A 16,654-nucleotide genomic window follows, 5' to 3' on the forward strand; every position below is an offset into this window, starting at 1 on the left:
TATAGCGTGTCCTACAGGTCTCGCATTTGCTGTCGACTCTAGAGCTAGAATGCGATCCGTTCGCCCTGAGCGCAGTCGAAGGGCACCGTGTTACAGAGCGTGACGCTCGACGAGATGGCGGGGCTTCGACTACGTTCAGCCCGAACGGGTGTCAGAGATGCCAAACGCGCCAACCGGCACCCCCCACAGAGTTACCCGCGCCGCGCCGCCAGCACCGCCGCGTCGCTCGCCAACTTGTCGCACCGCTCATTGTCCGGATGCCCGGCGTGGCCCTTGACCCACACCCAGTCGATCCGGTGCGGCTTGGCGGCATCGAGCAGCGCCTGCCACAGTTCGGCGTTCTTGACCGGCTGCTTGGCGGCGGTCTTCCAGCCGTTCTTCTGCCATCCCTTGATCCACTTGGTCAGGCCATCCATCACATAGCGGCTGTCGGTCGACAGCGTGACGCGGCACGGGCGTTTCAGCGCGCGCAGGCCCTCGATCGCGGCCATCAGCTCCATGCGATTGTTGGTCGTCATCTTCTCGCCGCCCGACAATTCCTTCTCGGTCCCGCCGCTGCGAATCAGCGCGCCCCAGCCGCCCGGGCCTGGGTTGCCCTTGCAGGCACCGTCGGTGGCGATTTCGACCTTGGTCAGTTCGGGCGGGGTGATCGGGGGAGGGGTATCGGTCATCGGCTGCGCTTAGCCAGCCGATGGACGCTTAGCTAGCTCCGGCGCATAGTGCGAAAGCCGCCGGACATAAGCGAGCGGATCCTTACGCGTCACCAGCGCGTCCGCCGGCGTGTTGAGCCAGTCCCACGCGCGCGACAGCGCGAAACGGATGCATGCGCCCGCCGCAAGCGTCGGGAAGTGCGAGGTTTCGTCCGCCGTCAGCGGGAAGCGATCGGCATAGCCCGCCATCAACGCCGCGCTGATGCCCGCATCGAAATACGTGCCCGTCGGATCGAACGACCAGGCGGTGTCCATGATCGCGAGGTCGAACACGCGGATGTCGGTGCAGGCGAAGTAGAAGTCGATCACCCCCGACACCGATTCGCCGCGCATCAGTACATTATCCGGGAACAGGTCGGCATGGATCGCACAGCGATCGAGCGAATCACCGGGCCATTGGCGGACGACCGAGTCGAGCGCGAACCCGAGATCATCGTACAGGCCCGGCGCAATCTCATCGAGGCTGCGCCCGCAGCGGTCGAACAGCGGCTGCCAGCTGTCGACGCCCATCGTGTTGGGGCGGGTCAGCGGGAAATCGGCGAGGCCTGCGTGCATCGCCGCCATCGCCGCGCCCGCCGCGCGGGCCTGTCCCGCGGTCGGGTGCGAGATCGAGACGCCGGGCAGGAACTGGATCAGGCACGCCGGTCGCCCTTCGAGCGTGTGGATCGCGACCCCGGCGCGGTTCTTGATCGCGGGCGGGACCGGATTACCGCGCGCCGCGAGATGATCGAGCAGCGCGAGAAAGAACGGCAGATCCCCGCTGTCGACGCGTTTCTCGTAAAGCGTAAGGATGAACCGCCCGGTCGTCGTGTCGACCAGATAGTTAGTGTTCTCCACCCCCTCGGCGATCCCCTTGGCCGAGACGAGCGCGCCGCAATCGAAGTCGCGAAGGAAGGTGCCGAGCGCCTCGGCGGAAACCTGCGTGTAGACCGCCATGGTTCAGGCCGCGACTTCGAGGCCGCGGGGCAGCTTGAACGAGACCGTCTCGCGCTTGGTCTCGACCTCGCGCTCGGTTACGTCGTAGCGTTCCGCCAGCCGGTCGACCAGTTCGCGCACCAGCAGCTCGGGCGCGGACGCCCCGGCGGTCAGCCCGAGCGTGCGGACACCCTCGAGGAACGCCCAGTCGAGCTCGGCGGCGCGCTGGATCAGGCGGGCTGGGGTGCCTTCGCGCTCGGCGACTTCGACGAGCCGGACCGAATTGGACGAATTGGGCGCGCCGATCACCAGCATCGCATCGCAGGTCTGCGCGATCGCCTTGACCGCGGCCTGGCGGTTGGACGTCGCGTAGCAGATGTCCTCGCCCGGCGGCCCCTGGATCGCGGGGAAACGGCGCATCAGCACCGCGACCACCTCCGCGGTGTCGTCCATCGACAGCGTGGTCTGGGTCAGGAAGGCGAGATTGACGGGGTCGCTCGGGCGATACGCCTCGGCATCGGCGACCGTCTCGACCAACGTCATCGCGCCGTCTGGTACCTGGCCGAACGTGCCGATGACTTCGGGGTGGCCGCTATGCCCGATGAACACGATGTGGCGTCCCTGTGCGACCATCCGCTCGGCCTGGCGGTGGACCTTGGACACCAAAGGGCAGGTCGCGTCGAAGAACTCGAGCCCGCGTTCGGTCGCCTTGTCGGGCACCGCCTTGGGGACGCCGTGTGCGGAGAAGACGACGGGCACGCCGTCCGGAACCGCGTCCAGTTCCTCGACGAACACCGCGCCCTTGTCGCGCAGCATGTCGACCACGAAGCGGTTGTGGACGATCTCGTGACGGACATAGACGGGCGCGCCGTATTTCTGGAGCGCCAGTTCGACGATGCGGATTGCCCGGTCCACCCCGGCGCAAAACCCGCGCGGGGCGGCGATGACGAGGTCGAGCGGCGGCTTTGCGATGAGGGTACCCATACCCCAGGGAGCCTACGCGATTGCTTGCGTGCGCGAAAGGCGGTTCCTATGAAGCGAGGCGTCCGTTCCGTCGCTTTACGGGGCGGCATCCTTTTGCATGATAAGGTGCGTGCCCCCGTGACCAACCGGAAATCAGCCATTGCCGCTCTCGCGGTCAGCGCGTGCGGTGCGATCCTGCTTGGTGGGTGCGCCAAGACCGGCGAACTCGATGCGTCGGGCGGCATCACCGCGGTTCGCAATGCGTGCCCATCGGTCGGCGTGCCCGCCGCGACCGGCGACGTCACGATGTTCGATCCGCCCGCCAGCCGCGAAGCGAATGCGATCGATTTGACGGCGGTTTTGACCAACGTCCGTTCGACCTGCGATGATTCGACCGCCGACGTGCTCACGAAGCTGACGTTCTCGGTCGAAGCGCGCCGCGTTCATACCGAGACCGCACGCGACGTGACGCTGCCGTATTTCGTCACGGTCGTGCAGGGCGGTACCGCGGTCGTCGCCAAGCGCGTGGGTCGTGTGACGCTGCACTTCGATGCCGGGCAGGCACGCGCATCGGCGCAGGGCACCGGCGAGGCGAGCGTCTCGCGCGCAGCGGCGACGCTTCCCGACGACGTCCGCAAGAAGCTGACTGAGAAGCGTAAGGCCGGCGACGAAGACGCCGCGACCGACCCGCTGAGCCGTCCGGAAATCCGCCAGGCGGTGCTGCGCGCGAGCTTCGAGGCGCTGGTCGGCTTCCAGCTGACCGACGAACAGCTCAAATATAACGCGACGCGCTAAGCCTTCTCGTTGACTTGCCTGTTGCGGCGCGGCAAACCGGCCGCGTCGTTGACGGGCAACCGTCAAGGGTACGCGCGGGAGAGCGTCCGGGGTAACTCGGACCGCCGAAGGAGCAACCGCCCCGGAATCTCTCAGGCAACCGGACCGCGCGGATCGAATCGACACTCTGGAAAGCGCGCTGCCCTGTGGGCGAGCGCCACCGAAGGGGTAAGCGGAGCATGAGGTTCCGTGAAAGCTCTCAGGTTCCGTGACAGAGGGGGCGGCACATCACGGCGTTCCGGCGCCATGGCGCGCCGTTGACCTCTTGCGGAAGACCAACATGAGCGACCTCGACCCATACGAGACCGAAGCCGACGAGATTGCGATCGAGCAGCTCCCGCTCGATGCGTGGCATCGCGCGCGGGGTGGCCGGATGGTGCCGTTCGCGGGCTACGAAATGCCCGTTCAATATGAAGGCATCATGGCCGAGCATCTGTGGGTGCGCGAATCGGCCGGGCTGTTCGACGTCAGCCACATGGGCCAACTCCTGTTCCGCTCGGAAGAGGGCGCAGACGTCGTCGCGGCGCTCGAAGCTGTGCTGCCGGCCGATGTCGCCGGTCTGGGGCAGGGCAAGCAGCGCTATTCGCTGCTGCTGTCGGAGGATGGCGGTATCCTCGACGATCTGATGGTCACGCATCTGCCGGACGCCAACCCGTTCGACATCCAGGGCTATTACATGGTCGTCAACGGCGCGACCAAGATCGACGATATCGCGCATCTGCTCGAATATCTGCCCGACGGGATCGCGCTCAACCATATGGAAGACCAGGCGCTGCTCGCGTTGCAGGGACCCAAGGCGGTCGATGCGCTCGCACGGCTGGTGCCGGGCGTCGAAGCGCTGGTGTTCATGACCGCGGGCGCGTTCGCGTGGAACGGCGTTCCGCTGTGGATCAGCCGCTCGGGCTATACCGGCGAGGACGGGTATGAGATTTCGGTGCCCGCGGAGAATGTCGAGGCGCTTGCCGACGCACTGACCGCCGAGCCCGAGGTCAAGCCGATCGGTCTTGGCGCACGCGATTCGCTGCGGCTCGAGGCGGGCTTGCCGCTTTATGGGCATGATCTCGACCCCGAGACGACGCCGGTCCAGGCCGACCTCGGTTTCGCATTGTCGAAGCGCCGCCGCGAGGCGGGCGACTTCATGGGCGCGCCGCGCATTCTCGCCGAGCGCGAGTCGGGTGCGATCATCAAGCGTGTCGGCCTGCTGGTCGAAGGGCGCCAGCCCGTTCGTGAAGGTGCGGCAGTGCTCGACGAGCAAGGGTCCGAAGTCGGCCGCGTCACCTCGGGCGGGTTCGCGCCGAGCGTCGGTGCGCCGATCGCCATGGCCTATGTCCCTACCGCGCTGGCGGTTGCGGGCACCACGATCCAACTCGCGCAGCGCGGCAAGGTCCATCAGGCGACCGTGACGACGATGCCGTTCATTCCCCACCGCTATGTCCGTGCAGGAGGCAAGTGATGAGCCGTTATTTTACCGAAGATCATGAATGGGTCGATGTCGATGGTGACGTCGGCATCGTCGGCATCACCGAATATGCGCAGAGCCAGCTCGGCGACATCGTGTTCGTCGACGTGCCCGAAGAGGGCAAGGAGCTCGCCAAGGGTGACGAAGCCGCGGTCGTCGAATCGGTCAAGGCGGCGTCCGACGTCTATTCGCCGGTGTCGGGCACGGTGATCGAAGGCAATGCCGCACTCGCCGACACGCCCGGGCTGGTCAACGAGGATCCCGAGGCGGAAGGCTGGTTCTTCAAGCTTACGCTGAGCGATGCAGACGAGCTCAACGCGCTGATGGACGAGATCGCGTACAAGGCGTTCGTCGAGAAGCTGTGAGTCTTCCTCCCCTCCCTGGAAGGGAGGGGATCGAGGGGTGGGTCGCTCTCAACGGGAACGTCACGCCAGCCTCATGCCAACCCACCCCCAGCCCCTCCCTTCCAGGGAGGGGAGAGGATTGATTGATGCGCTATCTACCCCTGACTCAGCCTGACCGCGACGCGATGCTCGGCGTGATCGGCGTCGCGACGATCGACGACCTGTTCGTCGACGTGCCCGAAGCCGCGCGGCTCGACGGGCCGATCCACGGCCTGCCGATGCACGCCAGCGAAATGGCGGTCGAACGCCACATGACCGCCCTCGCGCGCAAGAACCTGACCGCGGGGGAAGCGCCGTTCTTCCTCGGCTGCGGCGCGTACAAGCATCATGTCCCGGCCTCGGTCGATCATTTGATCCAGCGTGGCGAGTTCCTCACCGCCTATACGCCGTACCAGCCCGAGATCGCGCAGGGCACGCTGCAGATGTTGTTCGAATTCCAGACGCAGGTCGCCCGGCTGCTCGGCACCGATGTCGCGAACGCGTCGATGTACGACGGTTCGACCGCGTGCTGGGAAGCGATCGGCATGGCGCGGCGGATCACCAAGCGCGGCAAGGCGATCCTGTCGTCGGGGCTGCATCCGCATTACGTCTCGGTCGCCAAGACGATGGCCAAGTTCACGGGCGACCTGCTGGAGACGTCGGTTCCGACGCTCGCCGCAGAAACCGACCTCGACGCGCTGATCGGCGCGATCGACAAGGATACGTCGTGCGTCGTCGTGCAATATCCCGACATTCTCGGGCGGATCGCGGACCTCACGCCGCTTGCGGACGCGTGCCATGCCAACAAGGCTCTGCTGATCGCGGTCGTGACCGAGCCGGTCGCGCTGGGCGCGATCAAGTCGCCGGGCGAGATGGACGCGGATATCGTCGTCGGCGAGGGGCAGTCGCTCGGCGTCGGGTTGCAGTTCGGCGGGCCCTATGTCGGGCTGTTCGGATGCAAGGACAAATATGTGCGCCAGATGCCGGGTCGCCTGTGCGGCGAGACGCTGGATGCGGATGGGCGGCGCGGGTTCGTGCTGACGCTGTCGACGCGCGAGCAGCATATCCGACGCGAAAAGGCGACGTCGAACATCTGCACCAACTCGGGGCTGTGCGCGCTGGCTTTCTCGATCCACATGACGTTGCTGGGCGAGAAGGGGCTGCGGACGCTGGCGCAGATCAACCATCGCGGCGCGGTCGCGGCGGCGGAGCGGCTGAGCAAGGTTGCCGGCGTCGAACTGGTCACGCCTGCGTTCTTCAACGAATTCACGCTCAAGCTGCCGGTCGAGGCGCGCCCGGTCGTGCGGACGCTGGCGGATCGCGGGATCCTGGCGGGTGTGTCGCTCGGGCGTCTCTATCCGGGTGAGGACGGTCTCGCCAACGGGCTCGTCGTCGCAGTGACCGAGACGACGTCGGCAGAAGATGTGGAAACGCTGGCGGCAGCGCTCGAGGAGATCTTGGCATGAGCATCAACGCAAGCGGATGGCGCCCCGAAGCGCCCGTCGCCGGGGGCAAGGCGTCCCCGACCGTCACCGGCAACAAGGGGCTGATGCTTGAAGAGGCGTTGATCTTCGAGATTGGTGATGCAGGGACGACCGGGGTAGATTTTTCTGAAGCCCCTCCCCTTCAGGGGAGGGGTTGGGGTGGGGCCGTACCAGGCGCTGGTCTCGGTGAGACTCCCCCCACCCCCAACCCCTCCCCTGAAGGGGAGGGGCTTGCTCGATTAGGCTCCCTCGCGCGCACCACCCCGATCGGTCTCCCCGGCCTGTCCGAGCCCGAGACCGTGCGACACTACACCCGTCTGTCGCGTCAGAATTACGGGATCGACCTCGGCTTCTTCCCGCTCGGCTCGTGCACGATGAAGCACAATCCGCGGCTCAACGAGAAGATGGCGCGGCTCCCGGGTTTCGCGGACATCCATCCGCTTCAGCCGATCGACAGCGTGCAGGGCGCGCTCGGCGTCATTCATGAACTCGCCACCTGGCTGATCACGCTGACCGGCATGCACGGCGTCGCGATGAGCCCCAAGGCGGGCGCGCATGGCGAGCTGTGCGGCGTGCTCGCGATCCGCGCTGCGTTGGAAGCAAAGGGCGAGGGGCATCGCAAGATCATCCTCGTCCCCGAAAGCGCGCACGGCACCAACCCGGCGACCGCGGCCTTCGCGGGCTATCAAGTCGAGGATATCCCCGCGACCGCCGAAGGCCGCGTCGATACGGCGGCGCTGATCGCGCGACTCGGGCCGGACGTGGCGGGCGTGATGATCACCAACCCCAACACCTGCGGGCTGTTCGAGCGCGACATGCGGACGATCTCGGACGCGGTCCATGCGGCGGGTGGCTACGTCTATTGCGACGGCGCGAACTTCAACGCGATCGTCGGGCGCGTGCGGCCGGGGGATCTCGGCATCGATGCGATGCACATCAACCTGCACAAGACCTTCTCGACCCCGCATGGCGGCGGCGGACCCGGCTCGGGCCCGGTCGTGCTGTCGGAAGCGCTGTCGCCGTTCGGCCCGTTGCCGTTCGTCGCCAAGCAGGCGGACGGCCATTTCGCGCTGATCGAGGAAGAGACCGCAGGCGACGATCACCCGCAGGCGTTCGGCCGGATGGTCGCGTTTCATGGCCAGATGGGCATGTTCACGCGCGCGCTCACCTACATCCTCAGCCACGGCGCGGATGGCCTGCGGCAGGTGGCCGAGGATGCGGTGCTCAACGCGAACTACATCCTGCGCAGCCTCGACACGACGCTCGACGCACCGTTCGGGGCGTCGGGGCCGTGCATGCATGAGGCATTGTTCTCGGACAACGGTCTGGCGACCGGTTTCTCGACGATCGATATTGCCAAGGGGCTGATCGACGAGGGGTTCCATCCGATGACGATGTACTTCCCGCTGGTCGTCCACGGCGCGATGCTGATCGAGCCGACCGAGACCGAATCGAAGGCCGCGATCGACCAGTTCGTCGCCGCGCTGCGTTCGGTCGCGGAGCGCGCCAAGGCGGGCGACGTCAGCCTGAAGAGCGCGCCGCATTTCGCGCCGCGCAGCCGCCTCGACGAGACGCTCGCCGCGCGCAAGCCGGTGCTGGTATGGAAGGAACGACCGCTGGCGGAAGCAGCGGAATGATCGTGCGGCGTCCGGCATGACCGGGTCGGGGCCCTGGATCCCCGGGGAGGCGGGCAGCGAGGCACGACGCCACGCGCCTGCCACGCTGCGCAACCGCATGGCGATCGCGGACGTGCTGCGCGAGCATCTGCCGCGCAGCGGAACGGTGCTGGAAGTCGCGAGCGGGTCGGGCGAGCATGTCGCCTATTTCGCGGAGGAGTTTCCAGCACTCGACTGGCAACCGAGCGATCCTGATGCGGACGCATTGGTGTCGATCGCGGCATGGTGCGACGGAATCGTCAACGTCGCGCCGCCGCTCGCGCTCGACGCGAGCGCAAGCGATTGGCCGATCGCGAGGGCGGATGCGCTATTGTGCATCAACATGGTCCATATCAGCCCGTGGAACGCGACGCTGGGCCTCCTGACGGGCGCGGCCAGACTGTTGGCGCCGGACGCACCGCTGATCCTGTACGGCCCGTTCCTGCAGACCGACGTGCCGCCCGCACCGAGCAACACCGCCTTCGACGAATCGCTGCGGGCGCGCGATCCGCGCTGGGGATTGCGTCAGGCCGAATCAATCGAGCGTATCGCGGCGGGGCACGGTTTCACGCGCGACCGGTTGATCGAGATGCCGGCGAACAATCTGATGCTCGTGTTCCGCGCCGGGTAACGCGTTACTGCACTTCTTCGAGCGCGCGTTTGACGTGGCGAACGCGTTCGCGCCACAGGATGTAAAGGCCACTCGCGACAATGACGGGTGCGCCGATCCACAGGGCGGCGGCGGGGAGCGTTCCGAAGATCAGCCAGCCGAACAGCGTCGCCCAGAGCAGCGACGAATAGTCCATCGGCACCACAACCGACACCGGCCCCCAGCCGAGCGCGCTCGTCATCGCCAGCTGCGCGATGCCGCCGATCAAACCCACGCCCGCGAGCAACAGCCAGACGTCGGCGGAATGACTGCGCGCGACGAACACGTAGATCAGGCCGAGCGGCAGCAACGACAGGGTCGAGAACCAGAAGACGACCGTCATCGCGCTTTCGGTCCGGGTGATCTGGCGCAGCAGGATCGACACGCCCGCGGTCCCCAGCGCGCCGAGCAGTCCCGTTACCGCGCCCCAGAGCGGAAAATGGCCGGTGCCGGGTTGCGCGATGATCAGCACGCCGACGAATCCGGTTACGACGGCAATCCACCGGTGCCAGCCGGTCGGCTCGTGGAGGATGAGCGCACCCAGTATCGTCGCGAAGATCGGCATCGTAAAGCCGAGCGTTGTCGCCTCGGCGAGCGGCAGCGTGACGATCGTCGTGAAGGTGAACGCCATCGCCACCAGACCCAGAACGGCGCGCGAAATATGTGCCCCGATTTTCTGCGTCGCGACCGAACGCCAACCGGGGCCGGCGAGCACGATGCTGCCGACCAGAACGGATGCCCCCAATTGGCGGAAGAAGAGAATTTCGCCCAGCGCGGCACCATGTTGTTCGGCCAGCTTGATGACGACGTTCATGATGGCGAACAGCATGACCGACACGAGCCGCATCCCGATCGCGGCAAGAATACGGTCGGGTGTGCGCAGGATGTCGCGAGGAATGTGCTTGCTGGGGGCAGGGGACGTCATTGGCGTCCTACTAGGAGGATGCTCGCCCGACCGCCAGCTACGGGGTCAGGCAAGCGCGTCCCAAGCAGCCTCGAACGCGCTTCGTTCGGTCTCGCTCAGGTGCAGGCCGATCTTGGAGCGCCGCGACAGCACGTCTTCCGCGCTCCGGGCCCATTCGCGGGTGCGCAACCACCGCGCTTCGACTTCGCTCACACCCCCGCCGAGGTCCTGGCCCAGATCCTCGGCACTTTTGACGTCCTGCAACATATCCGGAAGCATCGATCCATAGGCATGAGCCATCCGCTCCGCGCGGGCCGCGCCGAGAAAAGGCCAGGTCGCGCAGACTTGGGCGACATATTGCGGGAAGGCGGGGATTGCACCGCCGGGAAACGCGCGCGCGCGCGTGACGGGATACGCGCTGAAGCCCATCGGGGTAGACAGCTTCTCGAGCGCTTCCTCCGCCAGATGCCGTGCGGTCGTGATCTTACCACCGAAGATTGACAGGAGCGTGGGGCCGTTCGTGTCGAGCTCCAGCACGTAATCGCGCGTTACCGCCTTCGCTTCGCTTGCGCCGTCGTCGTACAGCGGACGGACCCCCGACCAGGTCGAGGTGACGTCCGCGGGGGTGATCTGCCGCGTGAAGTGGCGGTTCGCCGCTTCGCAGAGATAGGCGATCTCGTCCTGATCGATCACGGCGTCTTCTGGCGCGTCGACCGGGACGTCGGTGGTGCCGATTTCGGTGAAGCCGTCCTGATAGGGGATCGCAAACACGATCCGCCGATCGGGCTGTTGCAGGATATAGGCGTGGTCGCCGTCATACAGCCGCGGGACGACGATATGGCTGCCCTTGACCAACCGCACGCCCGAGGCGGCGTTGACGCCGAGGCGTCCGAGCAGTTGCGAGACCCATGGCCCCGCTGCATTGACCATCCCGCGCGCGCTGACGCTGCTGCCGTCGGACAGATGCGCCTGCCATACGGCTCCGTCCCGCCGTGCCGAGTCGAGCGCGACTCCGACCCGGATGTCCGCGCCATTGGCGGCGGCGTCGATCGCGTTGAGCACGGTAAGCCGCGAATCGTCGACGAACGCGTCCGAATAGACGAAGCCTTTGGACGCGACCTTGAGCGGGGCCACGAACGCCGCGTCGCTCTTGCGGAGCCCGCGCGAGCGCGCCAGCGTCATCTTGCCGCCAAGGAAATCGTACAGATACAGGCCCAGTCGGACCATCCACCACGGCCGCACCGCATTTTCGTGCGGAAGCACGAAACGGAGCGGGTGGATGATGTGTGGTGCCGCTTTCACCAGCCGTTCGCGTTCGCGCAAAGCCTCGGCGACGAGCTTGAACTCGTAATATTCGAGATAGCGAAGCCCGCCGTGGATCAGCTTGGTCGATGCAGACGACGTATGCGCCGCGAGATCGTCGCGTTCGACGAGCAGGACCTTGAGGCCGAGCAGACTCGCTTCGCGCGCGATCGCGCAACCGTTGATACCGCCGCCGACGATGAGGAGATCGTATGTCACCGTTGTCCTGTATCGCACTCATGCGCGCGATGCGACCCGGCGTTTACGTGCTTTAGGGGGTAGAATGGCAGTTTGGGAAACGAGCGGCCAACGCGGAAGGTTAGGGGCAAGTCAGGCGGAATGCGCCGGTCAGGGGGCGGATGTCTCGAAGGACGTGAGGATCGGGCACGGCCCGGTTCCCCCGCTGCCGCACAGTTGTGCAAGCCGGTGCAACGACGTCCGGGCCTGCTCCAGCTCTGCGATTTTTGTGTCCAGCGCCGCGATCCGTTCGCTAGCGAGTTCTCGCACGCGGGTTCGATCGTCAATCGCATCGAGGGCGAGCAGTTCGCTGATCTCCGCAAGCGTAAATCCGGCCGCTTGCGCCGAGCGGATAAAGCGCAGCCGGCGCACATCTGCCGCGCTGTAGCGCCTAACGGTCCCTCCATGTCCGGCGTCGCCCGGTCGGTCGGGCGTCTCCAGCAATCCGCGCCGCTGGTAGTAGCGCACGGTCTCGACGCCGACGCCCGCTGCGCGTGCCAGCCCGCCAATGGTCATCTGCGGCATCCCTTGACTCCGTACCATGGTACGCACCCCATATGGATGGCAATCCGACAGATACCAGTTCGAAAGCCGCTACTCATGAACACGATCGCCGAACCGCGCCGCGCCATCTTGTACCGGATGGTGATGGACGCGCACGTGTGCCCTTACGGACTGAAGGCCAAGGACCTGCTCCAACGCGAGGGGTACACCGTCGACGATCGCTGGTTGACCACACGTGAGCAAACGGACGCCTTCAAGGCTGAGCATCGCGTAAAGACGACGCCGCAGACTTTCATCGGCGGTAAGCGCATCGGCGGCTATGACGACGTCCGCCGCCACTTCGGCAAGGTCGTCCGCGATCCCAAGGCGACCACCTACACTCCTGTCGCCGCGCTGTTCACGATGACGGCACTGATGGCGCTTGCCGCCAGCCACGCGGCCTACGGCACGCCGCTCACGTTCCGGGCGGGGGAGTTGTTCATCGGGTTCAGCATGGCAGTACTGGCGCTGCTCAAGCTCCAGAATATCGACAGCTTCGCCACCATGTTCCTCAATTACGATCTGCTGGCGAAACGCTGGGTGCCCTATTCCTACATCTATCCTTTTGCCGAGGGCGTGGCGGGCGTGCTGATGGTCGCAGGGGTACTGCCCTGGATCTCGGTGCCGGTCGCGTTGTTCATCGGGACTGTCGGCGTGGTGTCAGTGTTCAAGGCGGTATACCTCGATCGGCGTGAATTGAAGTGCGCTTGCGTAGGCGGTTCCAGCAATGTGCCGCTTGGCTTTCTGTCGTTGACCGAGAACCTCATGATGATCGCAATGGCGGTGTGGATGGGGCTGACAGCCTCCGGTCTCGGCAGCGGGGCGGCGCACGCCATGCCGCATCCTTCGCCTGTCGCTGTGTCCCCTGCGACCGTAGCCGACCAAACGGGGCACAGCGCGATGACGCGCGGGATGACACAGGGCTATACTGGTGATGCGGATCAGGATTTCATGCGCGGCATGATCCCGCACCACGAGGGCGCGACCGCAATGGCGCGTGTGGCGCTCCGGCACGGGCGTGATCCGGAAGTGCAACGCTTGGCAACCGACGTCATCGTCAACCAGGAACGAGAGATCAGCCAGATGAAGGTCTGGCTGGCAAACCGGCACCGGCAAGACGCGGATTGACCCGGCATGCTCGACGCGCCGCCCGAACCCTTGACGGTTCGACCCGTCCCAGTGCCTGGCTTGCAGCGTTTCTGAACCATCCGACTCGGTTGACCCGATCGCCGTCTCGCTGTATGCGCACCTCCGCTCGACCGAAGGTTTTCCTGCGGGACAGTGCTTGAACATTGCTGGATGCATTCCAGGACCCGGGGGGCGCATGTCCCTGACGGTCCTTTTTGTATTCCCGAAATTTGTTCTCGGGGGGCGTGATGGCTCCAGCAAAGTAACCATCGATCCAAGGTGAAGAGATTCAATGCCGACAATCAACCAGCTGGTCCGCAAGGGCCGCGACCCGCAGAAGGCCAAGTCCAAGGTCCCTGCGATGGAAGCAAATCCGCAGAAGCGTGGTGTTTGCACCCGCGTCTACACGACGACCCCGAAGAAGCCGAACTCGGCTCTGCGCAAGGTGGCCAAGGTTCGCCTGACCAACCAGCGCGAAGTCATCAGCTACATCCCGGGTGAGGGCCACAACCTCCAGGAGCACTCGGTCGTGCTGATCCGCGGCGGTCGCGTTCGCGATCTTCCCGGCGTGCGTTACCATGTCCTGCGCGGTGTCCTCGATACACAGGGTGTCAAGGATCGTCGCCAGTCGCGTTCGAAGTACGGCGCCAAGCGTCCGAAGTAAGCCGGTCGGCTCTGATAGCCGACCATCTTATGGCTGAAGTTAGAAAAGGTTTTTGATATGGCACGTCGTCGTCGGCCCGAAAAGCGGGTCATTCTTCCGGATCCCCAGTATGGGGACGAGGTTCTCTCCAAGTTCATGAACAGCGTGATGCTCGACGGCAAGAAGTCGGTCGCCGAGCTGATCGTCTACGGTGCGCTCGCAACCGTCGAGACGCGTGCCAAGAAGGACCCGATCGCGGTTTTTCATGATGCGCTAACCAACGTGAAGCCCGGCATCGAAGTTCGCAGCCGCCGTGTCGGTGGTGCGACCTATCAGGTCCCGGTCGAGGTTCGCCCCGAGCGTGCCCAGGCCTTGGCGATCCGCTGGTTGATCACTGCCGCCCGTGCGCGCAGCGAGAACACCATGTCGGCACGCCTGTCGGGTGAGCTGATGGATGCGGCGAACAATCGCGGCAACGCGGTCAAGAAGCGTGAAGACACGCATCGCATGGCCGAAGCCAACCGCGCCTTCTCGCATTATCGCTGGTAATCGTTCAGACGGCGGCTTTTCGCCGACAGAACTAACACCTATATATTGGGGAGCCGGTTTCGCTGGCTCCCCATATCCTTAAGGAAGCACTGACATGGCCCGCAGCCATCCGCTCGAACGCTATCGCAACATCGGCATCATGGCGCACATCGACGCCGGCAAGACGACGACGACCGAGCGTATCCTCTACTACACCGGCAAGTCCTACAAGATCGGCGAAGTGCATGAAGGCACGGCGACGATGGACTGGATGGAGCAGGAGCAGGAGCGCGGGATCACGATCACGTCCGCCGCTACGACGTGCAAATGGCGCGCCGAAGAAGGCAAGGGCGAAGAGCATCTGATCAACATCATCGATACCCCCGGCCACGTCGACTTCACGATCGAAGTCGAGCGTTCGCTGCGCGTGCTCGACGGTGCGGTCGCCTGTTTCGATGGCGTTGCTGGCGTTGAGCCGCAGTCCGAGACGGTGTGGCGCCAGGCTGAGAAGTACAAAGTTCCGCGGATGTGCTTCGTCAACAAGCTCGACCGGACCGGTGCCGATTTCTATTTCTGCGTTCAGTCGATCATCGATCGCCTGGGTGCGCGTCCTGCTGTGCTGTATCTCCCGATCGGCATGGAAGGCGGCTTCAAGGGTCTCGTCGATCTCGTCGAGAACCGTGCGATCATCTGGCTCGAAGAGAGCCTCGGCGCGAAGTTCGAATATGCCGAGATCCCCGAGGATCTCGTCGAGAAGGCAGCGAAGTATCGCAGCGACCTGATCGAAATGGCGGTCGAACAGGACGACGCGCTGATGGAAGCGTATCTCGAGGGCAACGAGCCGAGCACGGCCGACCTCAAGAAGCTGATCCGCAAGGGCACGCTCAACTTCTCGTTCGTTCCGGTGGTTTGCGGTTCGGCGTTCAAGAACAAGGGCGTCCAGCCCCTGTTGGACGCGGTCGTCGACTATCTGCCGTCGCCGCTCGACGTTCCGGCCATTCAGGGTCTCAAGCTCGATGGCACGACCGTCGACGAGCGTCCTTCGTCGGACGAGGCGCCGTTCTCGGCACTCGCGTTCAAGATCATGAACGATCCGTTCGTGGGCACGCTGACCTTCGCACGCATCTACTCGGGCAAGCTCGAGACCGCGTCGCAGGTCACGAACTCGGTCAAGGACAAGAAGGAAAAGGTCGGTCGCATGCTGCTGATGCATGCGAACGAGCGCGAGGACATCCAGGTGGCATATGCGGGCGACATCGTCGCTCTCGCCGGCCTCAAGGACACCACGACGGGCGACACGCTCTGCGCGATGAGTGCTCCGATCATCCTCGAGCGGATGGAATTCCCCGAGCCCGTGATCGAGCTCTCGGTCGAGCCCAAGACCAAGGCCGATCAGGAGAAGATGGGCGTCGCGCTCAATCGTCTCGCACGCGAGGATCCATCGTTTCGCGTTTCGTCGGACTCCGAATCGGGTCAGACCATCATTAAGGGCATGGGCGAGCTCCATCTCGAGATCCTGGTCGATCGCATGAAGCGTGAGTTCAAGGTCGAGGCCAATGTCGGCGCGCCGCAGGTTGCTTACCGTGAATATCTCGGCAAGCCGGTCGATGTCGATTACACCCACAAGAAGCAGTCGGGTGGTACCGGCCAGTTCGGTCGCGTGAAGGTCAAGGTCACGCCGGGCGAGCGCGGTTCGGGCATCATCTTCAAGGATGAGATCAAGGGCGGTAATATTCCGAAGGAATATATCCCGGCGATCGAAAAGGGCTTCCGTGAGACGGCGGCGACCGGTTCGCTGGTCGGCTTCCCGATCATCGACTTCGAGATCCTCGTCTATGACGGCGCCTACCATGACGTCGACTCGTCGGCGCTGGCGTTCGAAATCTGTGCTCGTGGCGCAATGCGTGAAGTCGCGCAGAAGGCCGGGATCAAGCTGCTCGAGCCGATCATGAAGGTCGAGGTCGTGACGCCTGAGGATTACCTGGGTGACGTGATTGGCGACATGAACAGCCGCCGTGGCCAGATCCAGGGCACCGACACCCGCGGCAACGCGCAGTCTGTGGACGCGATGGTTCCGCTGGCGAACATGTTCGGCTATGTGAACGCGCTGCGCTCGTTCACGCAGGGTCGTGCGAACTACTCGATGCAGTTCTCGCATTACGAGGAAGTTCCTGCGAACGTTGCGGACGAAGTGAAGGCCAAGCTGGCCTAAGGCACCAAACCTGACGCCCGAGATGGGCGTCAGGGCTGGCGCTACCGAAAAACTCTCGCTATGGGGCGCGCTTCGCGTGGCGCTCCGGGCGAACCGAAAACGATC

The 16,654-nt window shown here is 64.9% G+C and carries 15 protein-coding genes, 2 pseudogenes and 1 riboswitch; of the genes and pseudogenes, 11 read left to right on the forward strand and 6 right to left on the reverse strand.

What is annotated here, in order from left to right; all coding sequences use genetic code 11:
* Positions 1 to 191: 191 nt before the first annotated feature.
* Genes rnhA through ispH form a run of 3 tightly spaced genes read right to left on the reverse strand, consistent with a single transcriptional unit; the run spans position 192 to position 2,609 of the window.
* A complete protein-coding gene (gene rnhA / locus ABIC17_RS05050; RefSeq protein WP_354279755.1) occupies positions 192 to 671 on the reverse strand; it encodes a ribonuclease HI in 480 nt (159 codons plus the stop codon).
* Between the two features lie 9 nt (positions 672 to 680).
* Entirely contained in the window at positions 681 to 1,646 is a 966-nt protein-coding gene (thrB, locus tag ABIC17_RS05055; protein ID WP_354279757.1) for a homoserine kinase, read from the reverse strand.
* Between the two features lie 3 nt (positions 1,647 to 1,649).
* Complete coding sequence (gene ispH, locus ABIC17_RS05060; protein WP_354279759.1) at positions 1,650 to 2,609, reverse strand: 4-hydroxy-3-methylbut-2-enyl diphosphate reductase; 960 nt, start codon at positions 2,607 to 2,609, stop codon at positions 1,650 to 1,652.
* Between the two features lie 117 nt (positions 2,610 to 2,726).
* Between ispH and ABIC17_RS05065 the strand changes: the two genes are divergently transcribed.
* The 6 genes from ABIC17_RS05065 to ABIC17_RS05090 all read left to right on the forward strand — a co-directional run bounded on the left by ABIC17_RS05065 (position 2,727) and on the right by ABIC17_RS05090 (position 9,034).
* Positions 2,727 to 3,383: a hypothetical protein gene (locus tag ABIC17_RS05065; RefSeq protein ID WP_354279761.1), complete on the forward strand. Its 657-nt coding sequence runs from the start codon at positions 2,727 to 2,729 to the stop codon at positions 3,381 to 3,383.
* Positions 3,384 to 3,448: 65 nt separating this feature from the next.
* Positions 3,449 to 3,540: riboswitch (glycine riboswitch) on the forward strand.
* A gap of 162 nt (positions 3,541 to 3,702) precedes the next feature.
* Positions 3,703 to 4,875 (forward strand): glycine cleavage system aminomethyltransferase GcvT, encoded by a 1,173-nt coding sequence (gene gcvT / locus ABIC17_RS05070; RefSeq protein WP_354279762.1) that lies wholly within the window; start codon positions 3,703 to 3,705, stop codon positions 4,873 to 4,875.
* Positions 4,875 to 5,246, forward strand: a complete 372-nt coding sequence (gcvH, locus tag ABIC17_RS05075; protein WP_354279764.1) for a glycine cleavage system protein GcvH — start codon at positions 4,875 to 4,877, stop codon at positions 5,244 to 5,246. Before gcvT ends, gcvH begins: the two co-directional genes overlap by 1 nt.
* 125 nt (positions 5,247 to 5,371) lie before the next feature.
* On the forward strand, positions 5,372 to 6,730 hold the full coding sequence (gene gcvPA / locus ABIC17_RS05080; protein WP_354279766.1) for an aminomethyl-transferring glycine dehydrogenase subunit GcvPA: 1,359 nt from the start codon (positions 5,372 to 5,374) through the stop codon (positions 6,728 to 6,730).
* Complete coding sequence (gene gcvPB, locus ABIC17_RS05085; protein ID WP_354279768.1) at positions 6,727 to 8,385, forward strand: aminomethyl-transferring glycine dehydrogenase subunit GcvPB; 1,659 nt, start codon at positions 6,727 to 6,729, stop codon at positions 8,383 to 8,385. Before gcvPA ends, gcvPB begins: the two co-directional genes overlap by 4 nt.
* A gap of 16 nt (positions 8,386 to 8,401) precedes the next feature.
* Complete coding sequence (locus ABIC17_RS05090; protein ID WP_354279770.1) at positions 8,402 to 9,034, forward strand: DUF938 domain-containing protein; 633 nt, start codon at positions 8,402 to 8,404, stop codon at positions 9,032 to 9,034.
* A 4-nt stretch (positions 9,035 to 9,038) separates the two neighbouring features.
* Here ABIC17_RS05090 and ABIC17_RS05095 read toward each other — a convergent pair whose 3' ends face one another.
* From ABIC17_RS05095 to ABIC17_RS05105, 3 genes are all read right to left on the reverse strand, one after another.
* The gene (locus ABIC17_RS05095) at positions 9,039 to 9,977 is read right to left on the reverse strand and encodes a DMT family transporter (protein ID WP_354279772.1); all 939 of its coding nucleotides are present in this window, start codon (positions 9,975 to 9,977) and stop codon (positions 9,039 to 9,041) included.
* A gap of 45 nt (positions 9,978 to 10,022) precedes the next feature.
* Positions 10,023 to 11,477, reverse strand: coding sequence for a glycerol-3-phosphate dehydrogenase (gene glpD, locus ABIC17_RS05100; protein ID WP_354279774.1), 1,455 nt, complete (start codon positions 11,475 to 11,477; stop codon positions 10,023 to 10,025).
* Between the two features lie 129 nt (positions 11,478 to 11,606).
* Positions 11,607 to 12,020 (reverse strand): MerR family transcriptional regulator, encoded by a 414-nt coding sequence (locus ABIC17_RS05105; RefSeq protein WP_354279776.1) that lies wholly within the window; start codon positions 12,018 to 12,020, stop codon positions 11,607 to 11,609.
* Between the two features lie 75 nt (positions 12,021 to 12,095).
* Here ABIC17_RS05105 and ABIC17_RS05110 point away from each other — a divergent pair.
* The 5 genes and pseudogenes from ABIC17_RS05110 to fusA form a co-directional block, all read left to right on the forward strand.
* Positions 12,096 to 12,830: pseudogene (locus ABIC17_RS05110) on the forward strand (MauE/DoxX family redox-associated membrane protein); the annotation flags it as partial.
* 108 nt (positions 12,831 to 12,938) lie between these two features.
* Positions 12,939 to 13,166: pseudogene (copM, locus tag ABIC17_RS05115) on the forward strand (CopM family metallochaperone); the annotation flags it as partial.
* 292 nt (positions 13,167 to 13,458) lie between these two features.
* Positions 13,459 to 13,830 (forward strand): 30S ribosomal protein S12, encoded by a 372-nt coding sequence (gene rpsL / locus ABIC17_RS05120; RefSeq protein ID WP_010164594.1) that lies wholly within the window; start codon positions 13,459 to 13,461, stop codon positions 13,828 to 13,830.
* A gap of 57 nt (positions 13,831 to 13,887) precedes the next feature.
* Positions 13,888 to 14,358: a 30S ribosomal protein S7 gene (rpsG, locus tag ABIC17_RS05125; protein WP_010164592.1), complete on the forward strand. Its 471-nt coding sequence runs from the start codon at positions 13,888 to 13,890 to the stop codon at positions 14,356 to 14,358.
* Between the two features lie 94 nt (positions 14,359 to 14,452).
* Positions 14,453 to 16,549: an elongation factor G gene (fusA, locus tag ABIC17_RS05130; RefSeq protein ID WP_354279779.1), complete on the forward strand. Its 2,097-nt coding sequence runs from the start codon at positions 14,453 to 14,455 to the stop codon at positions 16,547 to 16,549.
* Positions 16,550 to 16,654: the final 105 nt, after the last annotated feature.

The organism is Sphingomonas sp. PvP056, assembly GCF_040549155.1.
In the GTDB taxonomy this organism is placed as follows: Bacteria; Pseudomonadota; Alphaproteobacteria; order Sphingomonadales; family Sphingomonadaceae; genus Sphingomonas.

What these genes read in the sequence shown, in the direction of transcription:
- rnhA (WP_354279755.1), bottom strand. Translation starts at nt 671, where the DNA reads ATGACCGATACCCCTCCCCCGATCACCCCGCCCGAACTGACCAAGGTC.
- thrB (WP_354279757.1), bottom strand. Translation starts at nt 1,646, where the DNA reads ATGGCGGTCTACACGCAGGTTTCCGCCGAGGCGCTCGGCACCTTCCTT.
- ispH (WP_354279759.1), bottom strand. Translation starts at nt 2,609, where the DNA reads ATGGGTACCCTCATCGCAAAGCCGCCGCTCGACCTCGTCATCGCCGCC.
- gcvT (WP_354279762.1), top strand. Translation starts at nt 3,703, where the DNA reads ATGAGCGACCTCGACCCATACGAGACCGAAGCCGACGAGATTGCGATC.
- gcvH (WP_354279764.1), top strand. Translation starts at nt 4,875, where the DNA reads ATGAGCCGTTATTTTACCGAAGATCATGAATGGGTCGATGTCGATGGT.
- gcvPA (WP_354279766.1), top strand. Translation starts at nt 5,372, where the DNA reads ATGCGCTATCTACCCCTGACTCAGCCTGACCGCGACGCGATGCTCGGC.
- gcvPB (WP_354279768.1), top strand. Translation starts at nt 6,727, where the DNA reads ATGAGCATCAACGCAAGCGGATGGCGCCCCGAAGCGCCCGTCGCCGGG.
- ABIC17_RS05090 (WP_354279770.1), top strand. Translation starts at nt 8,402, where the DNA reads ATGACCGGGTCGGGGCCCTGGATCCCCGGGGAGGCGGGCAGCGAGGCA.
- ABIC17_RS05095 (WP_354279772.1), bottom strand. Translation starts at nt 9,977, where the DNA reads ATGACGTCCCCTGCCCCCAGCAAGCACATTCCTCGCGACATCCTGCGC.
- ABIC17_RS05105 (WP_354279776.1), bottom strand. Translation starts at nt 12,020, where the DNA reads ATGCCGCAGATGACCATTGGCGGGCTGGCACGCGCAGCGGGCGTCGGC.
- rpsL (WP_010164594.1), top strand. Translation starts at nt 13,459, where the DNA reads ATGCCGACAATCAACCAGCTGGTCCGCAAGGGCCGCGACCCGCAGAAG.
- rpsG (WP_010164592.1), top strand. Translation starts at nt 13,888, where the DNA reads ATGGCACGTCGTCGTCGGCCCGAAAAGCGGGTCATTCTTCCGGATCCC.
- fusA (WP_354279779.1), top strand. Translation starts at nt 14,453, where the DNA reads ATGGCCCGCAGCCATCCGCTCGAACGCTATCGCAACATCGGCATCATG.